The sequence below is a fragment of the Bordetella ansorpii genome (assembly GCF_900078315.1).
GTDB lineage: Bacteria > Pseudomonadota > Gammaproteobacteria > Burkholderiales > Burkholderiaceae_B > Bordetella > Bordetella ansorpii.
Genome location: NZ_FKBS01000012.1, coordinates 192,506 through 210,069, shown reverse-complemented (window position 1 = coordinate 210,069; position 17,564 = coordinate 192,506). Strand labels below are relative to the sequence as shown.

Here is a 17,564-nt window from a genome sequence, read left to right as displayed (position 1 = left end):
TGCGCCGCCTCGTTCGGGGGGTTACTTCGGCATCCATACGCGGCACAGCGATACCAGTTTCTCGACGTCGATGGGTTTGGCGATGTAGTCGTCGGCCCCCGCCTCCAGGCAACTGCGGCGGTCGTCGGCCATGGCCTTGGCCGTCAGCGCGATGATGGGCAGGCGCGCGTACGCGGGCTGTCGGCGGATCTCGCGCATGGCGGTCAGGCCGTCCATCTCGGGCATCATCAGGTCCATCAGGACCAGATCGATGTCCTCGTGCGTGGCCAGGCGTTCCAGCGCCTGGCGGCCGTCCCGCGCCACGATCAGCTTGGCGCCCAACGGCTCGAAGATGCTGGACAGCGCATAGACGTTGCGCACGTCGTCTTCGGCCAGCAGGATGCGGCGGCCCTCGAACACGGCATCGCGCTGGCGCGCCTGGGCCAGCAGGCGCTGCTGATCCTGCGGCAGCGCAGCCTCGATGCGGTGCAGGAACAGCGACACCTCGTCCAGCAGGCGTTCGGGCGATTTGGCGCCCTTGATGATGATCGAGCGCGAGTAACGGCGCAGGCGCTGCTCTTCGTCGCGGGTCAGCGCGCGGCCGGTGTAGACGATGACGGGCGGGAAGGCGTATTTCTCGCCGCTGGCCATCTGTTCGAGCAGGTCGTAGCCCGACGCGTCGGGCAGCATCAGATCCATGACCATGCAGTCGTAGTGGCCGGCTGCCAGATACTCCAGGGCCTGGGCCACCGTGCCCGTGGTGGTGATTTCCACGTCGCCGGCCTTCAGCATCAGGCCGATGCTTTCGCGCAATACGGCATCGTCTTCCACCACCAGCACGCGTCGCACCTGCTGCTGCAGGCGCGCCTCGACCTTCTGGAAGGCCTCCAGCACCGACTCGCGCGCCACCGGTTTCAATGCATAGCCGACCGCGCCCAGTTCCAGCGCGGTCTGCAGGTGATCGTGCACCGACAGCATGTGCACCGGGATGTGGCGGGTGACGGGATCACGCTTCAGGCGCTCCAGCACACTCAAGCCAGACTGGTCGGGCAGGTTCACGTCCAGCAGGATGCCGCTGGGCTGCTGGCTGCGCGCCAGGGCCAGGGCTTCCTCGCCGGTGACCGCATGGATGCAGTCGAAATCCAGTTCATGGGCGACTTCGTACAGTACCGCGGCAAAGCGCTCGTCGTCCTCGATGACCAGCACCAGGCGCGAGCGCTGGCGGCGCTCGCGGTCATCGTCCAGGTGCCGCGGCAACGGCGCGCCCGGCATGGGCTTGGGCGCGCCAGCGGGCGCATAGGCGGTGACCGCGGGCTTGCGGGCCGCGGTGCTGGCGGCGGCGATGGCCGCCATCTCGGCTTCGGCCGCGGCCTTGGCGGCCGGCGTGATGGCCGGCGTCTCGTCATCCGTCACGCCGTCGCGCGCGTAGGTGCCGGCCTCCAGTTCCGTGGCCACTTCCAGCGTGAAGGTGCTGCCACGGCCCGGCTCGCTGGCCACGCGGATCTCGCCGCCCAGCAGGCGCGCCAGCTCGCGCGAGATCGACAGGCCCAGGCCGGTGCCGCCGTACTTGCGGCTGGTGGTGCCGTCGGCCTGGCGGAAGGCCTCGAAGATGATGTCCTGCTGCTCGGGCGCGATGCCGATGCCGGTATCGCGCACTTCGAAGGCCACGCGGTCAGCGCCAGCCGTGCACACGCGCAGCGTGACGCTGCCCTTCTCGGTGAACTTGAAGGCGTTCGACAGCAGGTTCTTCAGCACCTGCTGCAGGCGGTTCGAATCGGTGGTGAAGGTGGCCGGCGTATCCGCGTCGATCTCGATGTGCATCGCCACCCCGCGATCGCGCGAGATCGGTTCGAAGACGGACTGCAGCGGACGCAGCACGCCCGCCACCGACACCGGTTCCGCCACGATGTCGACGTGGCCTGCCTCGATCTTGGACAGGTCCAGGATGTCGTTGATCAGCGTCAGCAGGTCCTGGTTGGAGGCATGGATGGTCTGGGCGTAGCGGCGCACCTCGTCGCTGCTGAGCGTGGCCGAATCGTGCCCGGACAGGATCTGCGCCAGGATGAGCGAGCTGTTCAACGGCGTACGCAACTCGTGCGACATGTTCGCCAGGAACTCGGACTTGTAGCGGTTGGCGCGCGTCAGCTCGTCGGCGTTGGCCTCCAGCGTGCGCTGGGCGCGCAGCAGGTCCTGCTTCTGGCGTTCCAGGCGGTTGGCCTGTTCTTCCAGCCGGACGTTGGTCTGTTCCAGCTCGCTCTGCTGGTCCTCGAGGCGGCTTTGCGAATCGCGCAGCGCGCGGCTCTGCTCTTCCAGTTCCTCATTGGTGGCACGCAGCTCTTCCTGTTGGGTCTGCAGGATCTCGCGCTGGCGCTCGGTCTCTTCCAGCGCGTCCTTCAGGCGCTGGCGGTACATGGCGGCGCTCAGCGCCTGCCCCATGTCCTCGGCCAGGATGCGCATCAGCTCGATGATGCGGTCCATATCCATGCTGGTGCTGACGAAGCCCAGCTCGACCACGCCCACGATGCGGCCCTCGGCCGTGACCGGCGCGATCAGCAGGCGGCGCGGCGCGGCGCCGCCGGTGCCGCTGCTGATGCGCACGTGATCCGACGGCACGTCGTCGACAATCAGGGGCTTGCCGTCGCGCGCCACCTCGCGGGCCAGGCCCAGGGTATCGGCATCGCCATCCGGGGCATCGAAGGCATAGCCGGTCACGAAGCCCAGGCGGCCCTGTTCGTGGGTGTACAGCGCGGCGACCTGGGCGTTGACGTAGCGCGACAACACTTGCAGCATGCCGCGCCCCACCGACGACAACTCCAGTTCGCCCAGCATGCCGGCGGCCATGTCCGACTGCCCGCGCTGCAGCCACAAGAGGCGATCGGTGCGCTCGCGCGCGCCGATCACGGCGTAGGCCAGGTAGGCCACGCTGAACACGGACAGGATGTTGATGATGCGGTTGGCCACCCGCAATTCGACCTGGGTCGTGGCCAGCGGGAACAAGCCCACGATGAGCAGCACGGCCTGCGCCGCGGCCAGCATCAATGGCAGGTTGCGGTTGCGCTGCTTGACGGACAACAGTTGCGGGATCACATAAAAGACCCAGACCGTCAGGCCGGTGACCGCCACCATGTCCAGGGCGAAGATGACGGCGGTCAGGCCCCAGACCGTGGCCACGATCATCAGGTCTTCTTGCTTCTGCTGTTGGGAATACGGCATGTCGGTATTTTTTGCGGGAAACGGACGCGTGAGCGCGCCTGGGCGCCTGCCCGGGTGATGGACGATAGTAGCCGAAGCCAGTCACCGCCGGCGGACGCCTTGGGCCGGCGTGCGGATCTCGCGGAGTATCCCGCAGGGCCGTTGCGCGAAACGGACGGCGCCCCACGAATGGGTAATAACCATATTCGGGAAAACGCTATAATTCTTGATCGATCAATTATTGATTTGTCACAAATGCCACCCACCGTCACCCTCGATGCCCCGCATTCGGCGGGCCAGCTGCTGCCGTTCCGCCAGTCGCTGATGGCCATGCTGGGCATGTGTTTCGTGATCATGCTGGTGGCGGTGGACCAGACGGTGGTGGGCACCGCGCTGCCCACCATCGTGTCGGAACTGCACGGCTTCAACCTGTACGCCTGGGTGGCCACGTCCTACCTGCTGACCTCGGTGATCACCGTGCCGATCTTCGGCCGACTGGGCGACTACTACGGCCGCAAACCCTTCGTGGTGGCGGCCATCATCGTGTTCACCGTGGCCTCCGTACTATGCGGCGCGGCCCAGAGCATGCCGCAACTGGTCGCGGCCCGGGCGCTGCAGGGCGTGGGTGGCGGCATGCTGGTGGGCACGGCGTTCGCCTGTATCCCGGATCTCTTTCCCGACACCCGGGTGCGGCTGCGCTGGCAGGTGATGGTGGCTTCGGCCTTCGGCATCGCCAATGCCGTGGGCCCGTCGCTGGGCGGCATCCTGACCGAGCATTACGGCTGGCGTTCGGTGTTCTACGTCAATCTGCCCATCGGTCTGTTGGGCGCGTGGTTCGTGTTGCGCCACATGCCGCACCTGCGCCAGCATGCCGGGGGCAGGATCCGGCTCGACTGGCCCGGCGCCCTGCTGATCACGGTGGCCCTGGGGTCGCTGCAACTGCTGGTGGAACTGCTGCCGCAGGATGACGCGGGCGGCGCCGTCACCCTGCTGGCGGTGGGCAGCGCAGCGGCATTCTTCGCACTGTACGCCTGGGAGAAGCGTTGCGATCACCCGATCGTTCCCGTCGACATGTTGCGCGACCGCAACCTGGCCATGCTGTTCATGATGGCGCTGCTGGTGGGCACCACCATGTTCACCCTGTTGTTCTACGCGCCGCTGCTGATGCAGGGAGGCTTCGGGCTGTCGCCGCAGCAGGCGGGCCTGCTGGTGACGCCGCTGGCGGCCTTCATCACGGTGGGCAGCATCGCCGGCGGCCGCGTGATCCCCCGCCTGGCCAATCCCAATCACATCCTGTATGCGGGTTTCACGCTGCTGGCGGCGTCGTGCATGGGCGTGCTGGCCAGCGACCGCGGCACGGCCCACTGGCTGCTGGCCGTCTACATGATGCTGGGCGGACTGGGCATGGGATTCGTGATGCCGACCCTGACCATTTTCACTCAGCACGCGGCGGGCCGGGCCCACCTGGGCATCGCGACCGCGCTGCTGCAATCGCTGCGCATGATCGGCGGCATGGTCGGCACGGCGGTGGTCGGCACGGTGGTCAGCCATATGTATGCCAGCCGCACCGCCGCCACGCTGGGCGGCAAGGTGGACGCCGCCAGCCTGGAACAGTTGTCCGATCCGCGCGTGCTGGTCGACGCCGAAACGCAGGGCCGCTTGCTGACGCAATGGGCCGGCCAGGGCGTGGACGGCACGGCCATGCTGGACACCGCCCGCCAGGCGCTGGTGACGGCGATTCACGGGGGCCAGGTGATCGCCCTGGTCGTGGCGCTGGCGGCCCTGTGGTGCGTGTATCGTGCGCCCAGGGTACATTTGGCGCTTCCGGGCCATTCCCAGAGCCCGAAAAGCGCCGGAGAATAAGCATTGCCGACACCACACCAGGGTCTGCTGGTGGTCCAGCACGTGGGCCAGACCTACCGCGTCATGCAGAGCGCGTTCAGCAGCCGGGTCGGGCACCCGTTGCCACGCTGGCGCATCCTGTATAGCCTGTACGAGCTGGGCAGCAGCTCGCAGAAAGTGCTGGCCGAGCGTTGCAGGCTCGATCCCGCGTCGCTGACGCGGCAGTTGCAGGCCATGCAGAAGCTCGGGTGGATCGAGCGCGCGGTGGACGCCGGCGACAACCGCCTGACCAATGCCTCGCTGACCCGGACGGGACGCGAGGTGGTCGAGGAAGCCCTGCCGCGGCGAGCGGCGTTCTTCCGCGAGATGCTCGAGGGGCTGTCCGAGCAACAGGTGGGGTTGCTGAACGACGCGCTGAGTACCCTGGAGAGCAATGCCGAGGCCGCCTCGGGCCGGGGCCAGCCGGTGGAATGACGCCAGGCGCCCACTTGATGGCGCAGCCGGTAATAAATTCGTCTTGTTTGCCTGTGGGCCGCGCCGAAAGGTGGCGGCCCGCTTTGCGCCGGGCCCGGCGCCACCGGCCATGCGCTTGCGCAGCGCAGCAATTTCAAGCACTTACGCCCTGCCCCCGCCCCGGTGCGGCGCCGTGGGCACGCGGCTTGCTGAACCCTCCGCCAGTCAGGTCGCGGAGCGCGCATGCCAGAACAACATACCCCGCAGAAACCCCACGCCGGTCCCTCGCAGCAACTGCGGGTGCTTACCGTCAACATCCACAAGGGTTTCACCTTCTTCAACCGACGTTTCATGCTGCCGGAGCTGCGCGATGCCATCCGGCGGGTCGGCGCCGACATCGTGTTCCTGCAGGAGGTCACGGGCGAGCATCAGCAGCACGCGTTGCGGCACGCCGCCTGGCCGAAAACCTCGCATTACGAGTTCCTGGCAGACACGATCTGGACGGCGCACGCCTATGGCCGCAATGCGGTCTATCCGGACGGCCATCACGGCAATGCGGTGCTGTCCAAGTTTCCCATCGTCTCGTTCGATAACCACGACATCAGCGTCGGCAAGCACGAGGCACGCGGCCTGCTGCACTGCGTGATCCGGCCGCAGGACACGGACGTGCACCTGCTGTGCGTGCACCTGGGGTTGCTGGAGACGCATCGCCAGGAGCAATTGCGCCGGCTGCGCGATTTCGTCGCCACCCTGCCCGCCAGCGAGCCGGTGGTGATCGCTGGCGATTTCAATGACTGGCGCCTGCGCGCCGACCGCGTGCTGCATGGCTGCGGCATGCGCGAGATCCACCATGGCGTGCGCCCGCGTCCGGCGCGCACCTTCCCTGCCCGCTGGCCGGTGCTGCGGCTGGACCGCATCTACGTGAAGAACGTGAGGCACTGCAAGCCGGTGCCGTTGGCAGGCCAGCCCTGGTCGAAGCTGTCGGATCACGTACCCATTGCCGCGGAGGTGTCGGCATGAATCCCCAATGGCGCAATGACACGAAGTTCGAACTGCTGGAGAACGGCGAGGAATACTTCCCGCGCGTGCTGGAAGAGATCGGCCGCGCGCGCAAGGAAGTGCTGGTCGAGACCTTCATCCTGTTCGACGACGAGGTGGGCCGCGCGCTGCGCGAGGCCCTGATCGCCGCGGCCGAGCGCGGCGTGTCCGTGGACGTGACCGTGGACGGCTACGGCAGCGAGGCCCTGACGGCGGACTTCCTGGAAGGCCTGGTCGAGGCCGGCGTGCGGTTCCATTTCTTCGATCCGCAGCCGCGCCGCCTGGGTATCCGCACCAACTTGTTCCGGCGCATGCACCGCAAGATCGTCGCCATCGACGCAACGCTGGCATTCGTGGGCGGCATCAATTTCGGGGCTGACCACCTGCTGTCCAGCGGACCCGAAGCCAAGCAGGACTACGCCGTGGCCGTGCGCGGCACGCTGGCCGCCGACATCGCGAAGTACGCGCGCGAGGCCCTGGCCACCGCGGCGCGCCGGGCGCCAGGCCGCCGCCGCGCCGCCCTGGCGCCGCGCGACGGCGGCGACGAGGGCGCCGCCTGCCTGGTGGTGCGGGACAACGACCGCCATCGCGACGATATCGAGCGGCATTACCGAGCGGCGTTCCGGCTGGCCAGGCGTGACATCCTGATCGCCAATGCGTACTTCTTCCCGGGCTACCGGCTGCTGCGTGAACTGGCCAATGCCGCCCGCCGCGGCGTGCGGGTGCGCCTGATCATGCAGGGCGAACCGGACATGCCCGCGGCCAAGATCGCCGCCAGCATGCTGTACGACTACCTGGCTGACGCGGGCGTGGAGATCCACGAATACTGCGCGCGGCCGTTGCACGGCAAGGTGGCCTGTATCGACGATAGCTGGGTCACGGTGGGGTCTAGCAACCTGGATCCCTTCAGCCTGGCGCTGAACCTGGAAGCCAACGTCATCGCCTACGACAAGGGCTTGAATCAGGCCTTGCGGCAACGGTTGGACACCCTGCTGCAGAAGCATTGCCAACTGGCGCCGCGGGCCTCGCGCTCGGCCCGGAACCTGCGGCGGGTCTGGGTAGGCGTGGTGGTGTTCCACTTCCTGCGCCGCTTTCCGGCCTGGGCGGGCGCCCTGCCCGCGCACAAGCCCCGGCTGCAATCGGTGGACGCGGAAGCCCTGGCCTCGCCGCCCCAGGAAAACGGCTCAACGCCCTGAGTGGCGGAGGTCAACAACATGAACACGATGACGTCGGCCAACCCCGCCAATGCCGCCACCAGGATGAGCGCCATGAAGACACCTCGCGACGGCAGCGCCTCCAGCCCATCCGGCCATCCGCGCAAGAAAGGCCGCTGGACCCGCCTGTTCAACATTTTCATCTGGATAGTGGCGGCCTTCGCCCTCGTGGTGATCTTCAATCTGGCGCGCAACGTCGATTGGCGCGCGGTGCTCAAGGCCATCCATTCGATTCCGTCCACCACGCTGCTGCTGGCGGCGGGACTGGTGGTGGTCGGGTATGTGGCCTATGGCAGCTTCGATCTGCTGGCACGCCGCTATGTCGACAAGAAAATGCCGGCTGGCCGCGTGCTGGGCATCGCCGCCATCAGCTATGCACTGAACCTGAACGTGGGCGTGCTGATCGGCGGCCTGGCCGTGCGCCTGCGCCTGTACGCCAGCCTGCTGGGCTTGCGGCGCTCGACCATCCTGCGCATCGCCGGCTTCAGCGTCACGACCAATTGGATCGGCTACGGGTTGATCGCGGGCGCCGTGTTCGCCAGCGGCGTGACGCCGATTCCTTCGTCCTGGAACGTGGGAGGCATGGCATTGCGCGTGGCCGGGGTCGCACTGATGCTGGGTGGCCTCGCCTATATCGTGGCGTGCTGGCGCCTGAAACGGCGATTCTGGACCGTGCGCGGCCACCGCATCGTGATCCCCAGCGGGCGCACGGCGCTTATCCAGTGCAGCCTGGCCATCCTGTCGTGGGCCACCATGGGCGCCATCATGTACACGCTGTTGCAGGCCAAGGTGCCCTATCCCACCGTGCTGGGCGTATTGCTGTGCACCAGCATGGCGGCCGTGATCGTGCGCATTCCGGGCGGGCTGGGCACCACCGAGGCCATCTTCGTGGGCGCCCTGGCCGGGCAACTGCCCGCCTCGCAGGTGCTGGGCGCGGCGCTGGTGTATCGCGCGCTCTATGCCTTGCTGCCGCTGTGCATCGCCGGCGCCTCGTATCTGATCCTTGAGGCGCGGCAAGGCGTGCGCGCGGTGCAGCGCAACCGGGAGCCTTCAACATGAATTCCCGGCCCGATTCGCGCGCAGGCGCCGCCCCGCACCTCGTCGTGGCGCATCCCCGCCGGCCGTCGGCGCCCGAGCACGAGATCGCCAGCCATTGTGTGTTGGCGCAGCGCCTGGCGGGCCTGTTGGGCGCCGGCTATGCCGAGTACGACCCCGCCATGCTGGCGGGAAAGCGCGTGTATTACGTGCCGGCGCACACGCTGGTGGGCCAGGCCCAGGCCGACGCGCTGGGCATCACCGCCGAAGACCATCTGTACGGCGGCGTGGTGCCGCACGCCTACGTGGCCACCAAGGCCGTCTCGCATCCGCTGCACCGCGCGCACGACGCCCAGCCGCCCGGCTGGGCCGCTGGCCTGGGCGCCGAACTGGGCGACGCCGTGCTGCCCGGCTATACGGCCTTCTCGCTGGCGGATGCCTCGGCGGCCGCGCTGGCCCTGCTGCAGGACGGCCCCATCCGGCTGAAACTGCCCGAGGCCAACGCCGGGCGTGGCCAGACCGTGGTGCGCGATGCCGCCCGGTTGCAGGCCGTACTGGCCGGATGCGACCCCGCCGACGTGCGCGCGCACGGCCTGGTGATCGAGATGAACCTGATCGGCGAAGTGCTGACCTTCAGCGTGGGCAGCGTGCGCATTCCCGGCCTGCGGGCCGCCTACGTGGGCACGCAGGAACTGACGCCGGACAACAGCGGCGCCTCGGTATATGGCGGCTCGACGCTGCGCGTGGTGCGCGGCGGCTACGACGAACTGCTGAACAGCGGGCTGTCCGACGACGAGCGGCAGGCAGTGCACCTGGCGCGCCATTACGACGCCTGCGTGCAGCGCCACTATCCCTCGATCCTGGCTTCGCGGCGCAACTACGACGTGGCCCTGGGCGCCGATGCCCAGGGCATGCGGCGCATGGGCGTGCTGGAGCAATCCTGGCGCGCCGGTGGCGCAAGCCTGGCCGAGATCGCCGCGCTGGAGGCCCTCGCGTCAGACCCGGCCCTGCACAGCGTGACGGCGCATACGCGTGAACGCTATGGCGCCGGCCATCCCCGCCCGCCGGAACATGCCCTGGTATTCCACGCGGAAGACAGCACGGTGGGGTTCATTTCCAAATCCGGAGGAATTACGGCGTATGGCGGCGCAAAGTGAAGAAATCCGCATCGCGGTCAATGGACAGGAACTGGCGGCCACTCTGCTGGCGCCCGCGGCCAAGATGCCCGGCATCCTGTTCGTGCACGGCTGGGGCGGCGACCAGCGTTTCGACCTGAAGCGCGCGCGTGGCATCGCGGGGCTGGGTTGCGTCTGCCTGACCTTCGACCTGCGCGGACATGCCGCCACCGAAGCCCAGCAGCAGCAGGTGACCCCCGAGGACAATCTGCGCGACGTACTGGAGGCCTACGACACGCTGGTGTCCCATCCCGAGGTGGATACCTCCGCCATCGCGGTGGTCGGCAGCAGCTACGGGGGTTACCTGGCCGCCATCCTGACCGGGCTGCGGCACGTGCGCTGGCTGGCCCTGCACGTGCCGGCGCTGTACCGCGACGACACCTGGGCGCTGCCCAAGGCCGGCTTCGACCGCGGCGTGCTGCGCACCTACCGGCAAGGTCCGGTGCTGCCGGCGGACAACCGCGCGTTGAGCGCCTGCGAGGCCTTCGGCGGCGACGTGCTGCTGGTGGAGGCCGAGCACGATGATTTCATCCCCCATGCCACCATCATGAGCTACCGCAACGCCTTCATGGCGGCGCATTCGCTGACCCACCGGCGGCTGGACGGCGCCGACCATGCGCTGACCGAGAAGGTGTCGCAGCAGGCCTATACGTCGATCCTCAGCGGCTGGATCACCGAGATGGTGGTCGGCGCCCGCGTGGGCGGACGGGATGCGGCGTGAGGCGCTGCCGCGACGGGCATGCCGCTTGCTGAAGCAGCCACAGGGCCGGCATTGGCCGGCCACCAGCTTAGGAGCGCCGATCATGAATCCTTTCATGGACCTCGACCTGTCCTCGTCGCGTCATGAGGCCGGCCGCCCGAACGTGGGGCCCAGCGACTCGTCAGACTCCGCCAGCGACCTGCCGCCCGGCATGGACAGCGACAGCGACGCCCAGGGCACGGGTGAGCGCGACAGCGTGAACCAGCGCCATTCCGGACGCCCCTCGGACGTGGCCCCCGACGAGATCGTCGACGAAGACCAGGCCGGTGTTTCGCACAGCGTGCCGGACCCCGTACGCAACGGCGGCACCCCAGACTGACCGGCTGCCGCCAAGACCTTCCGCCCTCTTCTTCCGGGAGGCGAACATCATGCAGCTCCAACCGGACTGGGCAGGCATGTTCGCGTTCAGCATACCGCCCCTGGAGATCTTCCTGCGAGGCACCCTCGTGTATTGGTTCATTCTCGTGCTGCTGCGCGCGGCGGGACGCCGCGACGTCGGCAGCCTGGGCGTGGCCGACATGCTGGTGCTGGTGCTGATCGCCGACGCAGCGCAGAACGCGATGGCGGGGGACTACAAGTCGGTGCCCGATGGCATGGTGCTGGTGGCGACCATCGTGGGATGGACCTGGGCGATCGACCGCGCTGGCTACCACTTTCCGCGCTTGGACCGCCTGCTGGCGCCGCCTCGCGTGTGCCTGGTCCGCGACGGCCAGATACAGATGCGCAATCTGCGCCGGGAATACGTCACCCGGGAGGAACTGATGGCCGAACTACGCCTGAAAGGCGTGGACGACCTGTCCTCGGTGCGCCGCGCCTACATGGAATCGAACGGGGAAATCAGCGTGCTCGGCAAGCGCGCCGACTAGGGCCTGTTGACACGAAAAAAGCATCAGCCAGGCGCCGCGACCGGGTCCGCCGCCGCGCGCAGACGATAGTCCTTCAATACCGCCTTGAACGCATGCGCCACGGCGCCGGCGAAAGCCTCGTCATACCAAGGTTGCGCGCCACTGACGCCGACGATGATGCCTTCATGCCATACGCTGCCCCAGAGCGCCGTGTCTTCGGGCCGCAGCAGATGGGCCACCGTCGTGCACACGGCATGGCTGTTCTGGCCAGTCCGCCAGCTCAGCGCCGCCTTGCCGCGCGCATAGGCGGCGTAGTCCGCGTCCCACCGGTCGCGGTCGCCCACGCTCGCCTCGTACAGCACGGCTTCCTCGAATGTCGCGTTACCCGGCGTCTTCAATGGGTGCATCACCACGACGTGCAGGCATTGGCTATCGCCGATGCGGCCGTCGGCAACGGCCGCGCGCAGCATGGGCATGACCAGCTCGACGGCCCGCGCAGCCGCGCCGCGGTGATAAGTGGCGCTCTCGTCGCCCGCGTCGGGGACACGCTCGTCACGGGCCGGACATTGCAGAGGCTCGTTCGGTCGAAACATGCGGGACTCCAGGCGTTCAAGGGCACGAGGCGGGTCGGAAGCGGACTCGTACGCAAGCTGCGTGCCTGGACATCGGATCCCCTCTGGTTTGTCGTGGCAGAAAACGCACCCGGCCCGAGTGTCAAAACTACAAATGCACCACGGCAAGGCATGGGCCTAGCGCGGTTTCGCGCGGGGGAACGATCAGGGGGACTGCTTGACGGCCGCCAGGGACCGCGCGCGAAGAAACCGATCCCAGTCGTAAATGGCGCGATTCCACGGCCATCGGAATTGATGCGCCGCCGCAAAGCGGCGTTCCAGATGCAGGCCTCGGCGCTGGAATGGCCCACTGCATCGGTACTGGACAACTGACCAGCATAAATAAATTTCACCTCTCATTCGATGAGAGGCGAGTCAAACGGATTCCAATTAATGAAAAAACGATTCATTCATATCGTTGATGACGCAAATCCCGCCCCTGATGGCAGTACCACCGTTTTCCGCCCAGGCCCAGGCACGCCGCTTGCGCTGGTGCAGCACCGGCCTATTTCGCCTCGCCCTTTTTCGAGGCATCCCCTCATTCCAAGGAAGACACGATGGTGACGCTCAACACGCTGATGGTGGCCTCGGAAGCCTATCCCCTGGCCAAATCCGGTGGCCTGGGGGATGCGGTGACCGGCATGACCTGCGCCCTGCGCAGCGCAGGCTCGTCAGTGGAACTGCTGCTTCCCGCCTACCGGGGCGTGCTGGAGAATCTGCGCCAGACGCATCCGCCCGAGCGCCTGTCCGGCCTGCCGGGTGGCGAGGCGACCCTGTACCGAGGCTATTGCCGTGACACCGGCATGGCGGTGCACGCTCTGCGCAACGATGCCCTGTACGACCGCGCCGGCCTGTACGTGGACGAGAACGGCGTCGACCATCCCGACAATGCGCTGCGCTATGCGGCCTTGTCGCACGCCGCCGTCCGCCTGTGCCTGGGCCTGCCCGGCCGCCGCCGGCCGGACGTGGTGCATGCCCACGATTGGCATGCCGGCCTGGCGCCGCTGCTGGTGCGCGCCGTGGGGCTGCGCTATGTGAAGACGGTATTCACCATCCACAACCTGGCGTTCCAGGGTCTGTTCGACCTGGGCCAGGCGCACGACCTGGGCGTTCCGGCCGACTATTGCGGTCCGGACGGCGTGGAGTTCTGGGGCAAGATGAGTTTCATGAAGGCCGGTATCCGGTACGCCGACCGCGTCACCACGGTCAGCCACACCTATGCCCGCGAGATCCTGACGCCGGAGTTCGGCTGCGGGCTGGACGACCTGCTGCGCGCGCGCAGTGCCGAATTGCTGCCCGTACCCAACGGCATCGACGACGTGCTGTGGAATCCGGCCGAAGACCCCGCGCTGGGCCGCTGCCGGTACGACCTGGACAATCTGCGCAACAAGCGCCGTTGCAAGGCCGCGCTGCGCCTGGCGTTCGGCCTGGCCGACGAGCATGAGGGTCCGCTGCTGGCCATGGGCAGCCGCTTGACCCATCAGAAAATGGCCGATGTGGTCGTGCAGACCTTGCCGCAGGTGATGAAGGCGCATCCCGATCTGCAGGTGGTGATCCTCGGGCAAGGCGATCCGGCCGTCGAGCGCCAGTTGCTGGACATCGAAGCGCAGTATCCCGGGCGCTGCGCCGTGCGCATCGGCTACGACGAACATACCGCGCACCGCCTGCACGCTGGCGCCGACATTCTGCTGCACGGCAGCCGCTTCGAACCCTTCGGCCTGACGCCGCTGTATGCCATGCGCTACGGCACGATCCCGATCGGATCGCGGGTCGGCGGCATGGCCGACACGATCCAGGATCCCGCAGGCGGCGAGCATCGCGCCAACGGCATCCTGTTCGAGGGCGATACGCCGCAAGCCATGGTTGACGCCATCGGCCGCGCCGTGAAGCTTTACGCCCAGCCCGACCTGTGGCGCGGCATGCAGGCCAATGGCATGACGGCCGACTTCAGTTGGCGCCAACCCGTGCAGCAATATGCCGACCTGTACGCCCGCCTCGCCGCCTGGCCGGCCACCCCACGCGTGCCCGCTGCGCGCCTGCGCCAGGTCGCACCCGGCGTGCCGCTGGTGCAGCCGGCGTCGGATCTCGGCGGTGCGCCGCTGCAAGCCGCGGCGTAAGGAATCGCCCCGATGACTGCTGCGCAGCCCACCCCTGCCGCTCGTCCGCCGTACGCCTCGCCCGGTGCGTGGCGTATCTGTTACGTGCACGCCGCCGATATCGGCGCGCCGTCCGACGACACGGCGTGGAATGCCGTGTGCGAGCGCGCGCGCGCGGGCGGCTTCGACATGCTGATGTGCTCGCCGTTGTGGCGCCTGCCCGAAGGCGCGCGCCTGTTCGCGCCGCTGGATGCCGACCAGTGCGATCCCACCGTGCAGGCCGGCCTTTCGATGGAGGATGCGCTGCGCCGGCTGGTGGACGCCACCGCGCGCCACGGCCTGGACCTGGCGCTGGATTTGCTGGTGGGCCGCGTGGCCGTGGATGCCGTGCCCGGCACGCTGGATCCCGCCTGGTTTCGCACGCAGGCCGATGACAGCGACCGCGATCCGCGCCAGCCGGCAGCCCAATGGGAGGTGCTGCGGCTGCGCGACGGTCCGCCTGCACCCGCGTTCCTGCAACAGTGGCAGGAACGCCTGACCCGCTGGATATGCTGCGGGGTGAAGGGCTTTCGCTGCCTGGAGCCGCATCATCTGGGGGGCGAGGCCTGGCGCGAGATGCTGGCGCCGCTGCGCCAGGCGTTCTCCGACGCCCGCTTCTTCGCCTGGACACCGGGCCTGAATCCCTGGCAGGTCCAGGATCTGCGCCAGGCAGGGTTCGATGCGGTGTACTCGTCGCTGCCCTGGTGGAACCTGCGCGCGCCCTGGCTCGCGCAGGAGGACCTGCGGCTACGCGCGGTGGCGCCCGTCATCGCCATGCCCGAGCCGCCCTTCGAGCAGGCCGATCCGCAGCGCTTCGAACGCGCCATGTGGGCCGCGGCGGTCAGCGGCGACGGCATCATGGCGATGCCGCGCGGCGATACCCAATGGGACATCGCCGGCAAGGCCGTGCGCTGGCGCGCAGAGACGCCGTTGCGCGGCACGCCGCGCCTGGCGGTGGGGGATCGCGGCTACTGCACCGTGCTGCTGCGCGACGGCGTGCGCGATCGCTCGACGACGGACGGCGCGGCCTACGCACTGCTGATCAACCCCGACGACGGCATGCCCGCCCGCGCGGACTGGAGCGGCGCCACAAACCTGTTGCCGTCCTCGCTGCTGCGCGCCACGCACGGCGCCGAATCCGCCCTGCTGCCGCCTGGCGGATTCAAGCTGGAGACCTCCCGCGGGTTGTCGCAACTGTCCGAAGCGCATACGCGTCCGGCCACCGGAAGGCCCGACCCGCGCCAGACCCCACGCATCGCCGTGGAAGCGGTCAGCCCGGTGATCGAGCACGGCACGTTGAGCCCCAAGTGCGTGGTGGGGGAATCCGTGCGCGTGCAGGCCGATATCTTCGTGGATGGCCACGACACCTTGGCCGCCGAAGTGCAATGGCGCGCGACCGACGAGACTGCCTGGCAGATCGCGCCGATGCGCTTCGTCGACAACGACCGCTGGCAAGCCGAGGTGCTGCCCACCCGCAACGGGCCACACGAATTCCGCATCACCGCCTGGATGGACGAGTGGGAGACCTACCGCAACGAACTGCGCAAGAAACATGCGGCCGGCCTGCGGCTGGAGCTGGAACTGCGTGAAGGCGCAATCAAGTTGCGCGAAGCCCTGCTGGCCAGCCGGCAGAATCATGCCGACGCGCGCGCCCGGGTAGACGTCGCGATGGCGGCGCTGGCCGAAGCGGCCCGCGCGGCGAAAGCCGACGAGGCCGCGACCTCCGGCAAGGACGAGCCCATCGAGGCCCTGTCCATCGAAACCCAGGACACCATGGTCGCGATCCTGCTGGATCAAGACCTGGCCCGCGCCATGGAAGCCATCGCGCCCCGCCCCTTCCTGTACGAAAGCCCGGTCCCGTATCCCCTGTGGGTGGACCGCAGGACGGCGGCCTTCTCCAGCTGGTACGAACTCTTTCCGCGTTCGCAATCCGCCACGCCCGGCCGCCACGGCACCTTCGACGACGTGCAGGCGCGCCTGCCCGACGTGCGCGCCATGGGCTTCGACGTCCTGTATTTCCCGCCGATCCACCCCATCGGCCGCGCACACCGCAAGGGCCCCAACAACAGTCTGCAGGCGGGCGAGAACGATCCCGGCAGCCCCTACGCCATCGGCTCGCCCGACGGCGGCCACGAGGCCATCCATCCCGAACTGGGTACGCTGGACGACTTCCTGCGGCTGGTGCAGGCCGCGCGCGAGCACGGCATGGAACTGGCGCTGGACTTCGCCATCCAGTGCTCGCCCGACCACCCCTGGCTGGCCCAGCGTCCCGAGTGGTTCACGCGGCGCGCCGACGGCACCATCCGCTACGCCGAGAATCCGCCGAAGAAGTACGAGGACATCGTCAACGTCAGCTTCTACCGCAACACGGCCAAGCGCGCGCGCCTGCTGCCCCTGTGGCGCGCGCTGCGCGACGTGGTGCTGTTCTGGGTCGAACATGGCGTGCGCATCTTCCGCGTGGACAATCCGCACACCAAGCCGCTGCCCTTCTGGGAATGGATGATCTCGGACATCCACATGCGCCATCCCGACGTGATCTTCCTGTCGGAGGCCTTCACGCGGCCCAAGATGATGTACCGGCTGGCCAAGATCGGCTTCACGCAGTCGTACACGTACTTCACCTGGCGCAACGACAAGCACGAGATCGCCGCCTATCTGGAAGAGCTGGCGGGCGAACCCGTGGCCGATTTCTTCCGCGCCAATTTCTTCGTCAACACGCCCGACATCAACCCCTACTACCTGCAATGCGGCGCGCGCTCGGCTTTCCTGGCGCGCGCGGCGCTGGCGGCGCTGGGCGCCGGGTCGTGGGGCCTGTACAGCGGTTTCGAACTTTGCGAGTGGCAACCCGTGCCGGGCAAAGAGGAATACCTGGACTCCGAGAAGTACGAGCTGCGCCAGCGCGACTGGGACGCGCCGGGCAACATCAAGGCCGAGATCGCGCAGTTGAACGCGATCCGCCAGGCCAATCCGGCGCTGTGGTCGCAGCGTGGCTACCGCACCGTGCCCAACGGCAACCCGCACGTCCTCAGCTTCATGAAGGCCTGCGCGGACGGCGGCAGCACGCTGCTGGCCGCCATCAACCTGGATCCCTACAACGTCCAGCACACGGGCCTGGAAGTGCCGTTCGACGCGCCCGTGCGCAGCGGCCGGACCACCGTGCAGGCCGAAGACCTGCTGGATGGCGGCGCCGCCGTCTGGCACGACGGCCGGGTGGATGTCGCCCTGCATCCCGGCAGGCCTTACCGCGTATGGCGCCTGACCGCGCCCGACTGAACCCAGGGAGAC

General features: G+C 68.2%; 13 protein-coding genes. 11 read left to right on the top strand and 2 right to left on the bottom strand.

The window, feature by feature from the left end; all coding sequences use genetic code 11:
* Positions 1-21: 21 nt before the first annotated feature.
* The gene (locus A7W11_RS05950) at positions 22-3,192 is read right to left on the bottom strand and encodes a hybrid sensor histidine kinase/response regulator (protein WP_235816809.1); all 3,171 of its coding nucleotides are present in this window, start codon (positions 3,190-3,192) and stop codon (positions 22-24) included.
* 234 nt (positions 3,193-3,426) lie between these two features.
* On the opposite strand from A7W11_RS05950, the gene A7W11_RS05945 reads away from it, so the two are divergent.
* From A7W11_RS05945 to A7W11_RS05905, 9 genes are all read left to right on the top strand, one after another.
* Complete coding sequence (locus A7W11_RS05945) at positions 3,427-5,034, top strand: MDR family MFS transporter (RefSeq protein WP_066410001.1); 1,608 nt, start codon at positions 3,427-3,429, stop codon at positions 5,032-5,034.
* A gap of 3 nt (positions 5,035-5,037) precedes the next feature.
* The gene (locus A7W11_RS05940; RefSeq protein WP_082887116.1) at positions 5,038-5,487 is read left to right on the top strand and encodes a MarR family winged helix-turn-helix transcriptional regulator; all 450 of its coding nucleotides are present in this window, start codon (positions 5,038-5,040) and stop codon (positions 5,485-5,487) included.
* 222 nt (positions 5,488-5,709) lie between these two features.
* Entirely contained in the window at positions 5,710-6,486 is a 777-nt protein-coding gene (locus tag A7W11_RS05935) for an endonuclease/exonuclease/phosphatase family protein (RefSeq protein ID WP_066410000.1), read from the top strand.
* Positions 6,483-7,700, top strand: coding sequence for a cardiolipin synthase ClsB (gene clsB, locus A7W11_RS05930; RefSeq protein ID WP_066409998.1), 1,218 nt, complete (start codon positions 6,483-6,485; stop codon positions 7,698-7,700). Before A7W11_RS05935 ends, clsB begins: the two co-directional genes overlap by 4 nt.
* Before the next feature lie 18 nt (positions 7,701-7,718).
* Entirely contained in the window at positions 7,719-8,777 is a 1,059-nt protein-coding gene (locus A7W11_RS05925) for a lysylphosphatidylglycerol synthase domain-containing protein (RefSeq protein WP_156523000.1), read from the top strand.
* Positions 8,774-9,910, top strand: a complete 1,137-nt coding sequence (locus tag A7W11_RS05920; protein WP_066409997.1) for a DUF3182 family protein — start codon at positions 8,774-8,776, stop codon at positions 9,908-9,910. The genes A7W11_RS05925 and A7W11_RS05920 overlap by 4 nt, the downstream gene beginning before the upstream one ends.
* Positions 9,894-10,649: an alpha/beta hydrolase family protein gene (locus tag A7W11_RS05915; protein WP_066409992.1), complete on the top strand. Its 756-nt coding sequence runs from the start codon at positions 9,894-9,896 to the stop codon at positions 10,647-10,649. The genes A7W11_RS05920 and A7W11_RS05915 overlap by 17 nt, the downstream gene beginning before the upstream one ends.
* Before the next feature lie 82 nt (positions 10,650-10,731).
* A complete protein-coding gene (locus A7W11_RS05910; RefSeq protein ID WP_235816808.1) occupies positions 10,732-11,007 on the top strand; it encodes a hypothetical protein in 276 nt (91 codons plus the stop codon).
* Between the two features lie 49 nt (positions 11,008-11,056).
* Entirely contained in the window at positions 11,057-11,554 is a 498-nt protein-coding gene (locus A7W11_RS05905; protein ID WP_066409990.1) for a DUF421 domain-containing protein, read from the top strand.
* Between the two features lie 23 nt (positions 11,555-11,577).
* Here A7W11_RS05905 and A7W11_RS05900 read toward each other — a convergent pair whose 3' ends face one another.
* Positions 11,578-12,126 (bottom strand): hypothetical protein, encoded by a 549-nt coding sequence (locus tag A7W11_RS05900; protein ID WP_235816807.1) that lies wholly within the window; start codon positions 12,124-12,126, stop codon positions 11,578-11,580.
* A 575-nt stretch (positions 12,127-12,701) separates the two neighbouring features.
* Between A7W11_RS05900 and glgA the strand changes: the two genes are divergently transcribed.
* Both glgA and A7W11_RS05890 read left to right on the top strand, forming a co-directional pair.
* The gene (gene glgA, locus A7W11_RS05895) at positions 12,702-14,261 is read left to right on the top strand and encodes a glycogen synthase GlgA (RefSeq protein ID WP_066409988.1); all 1,560 of its coding nucleotides are present in this window, start codon (positions 12,702-12,704) and stop codon (positions 14,259-14,261) included.
* Between the two features lie 12 nt (positions 14,262-14,273).
* Positions 14,274-17,552 carry an alpha-1,4-glucan--maltose-1-phosphate maltosyltransferase gene (locus A7W11_RS05890; RefSeq protein ID WP_066409980.1) on the top strand — a complete coding sequence of 1,093 codons (3,279 nt, stop codon included), beginning with the start codon at positions 14,274-14,276 and terminating at the stop codon, positions 17,550-17,552.
* Positions 17,553-17,564 lie beyond the last annotated feature (12 nt).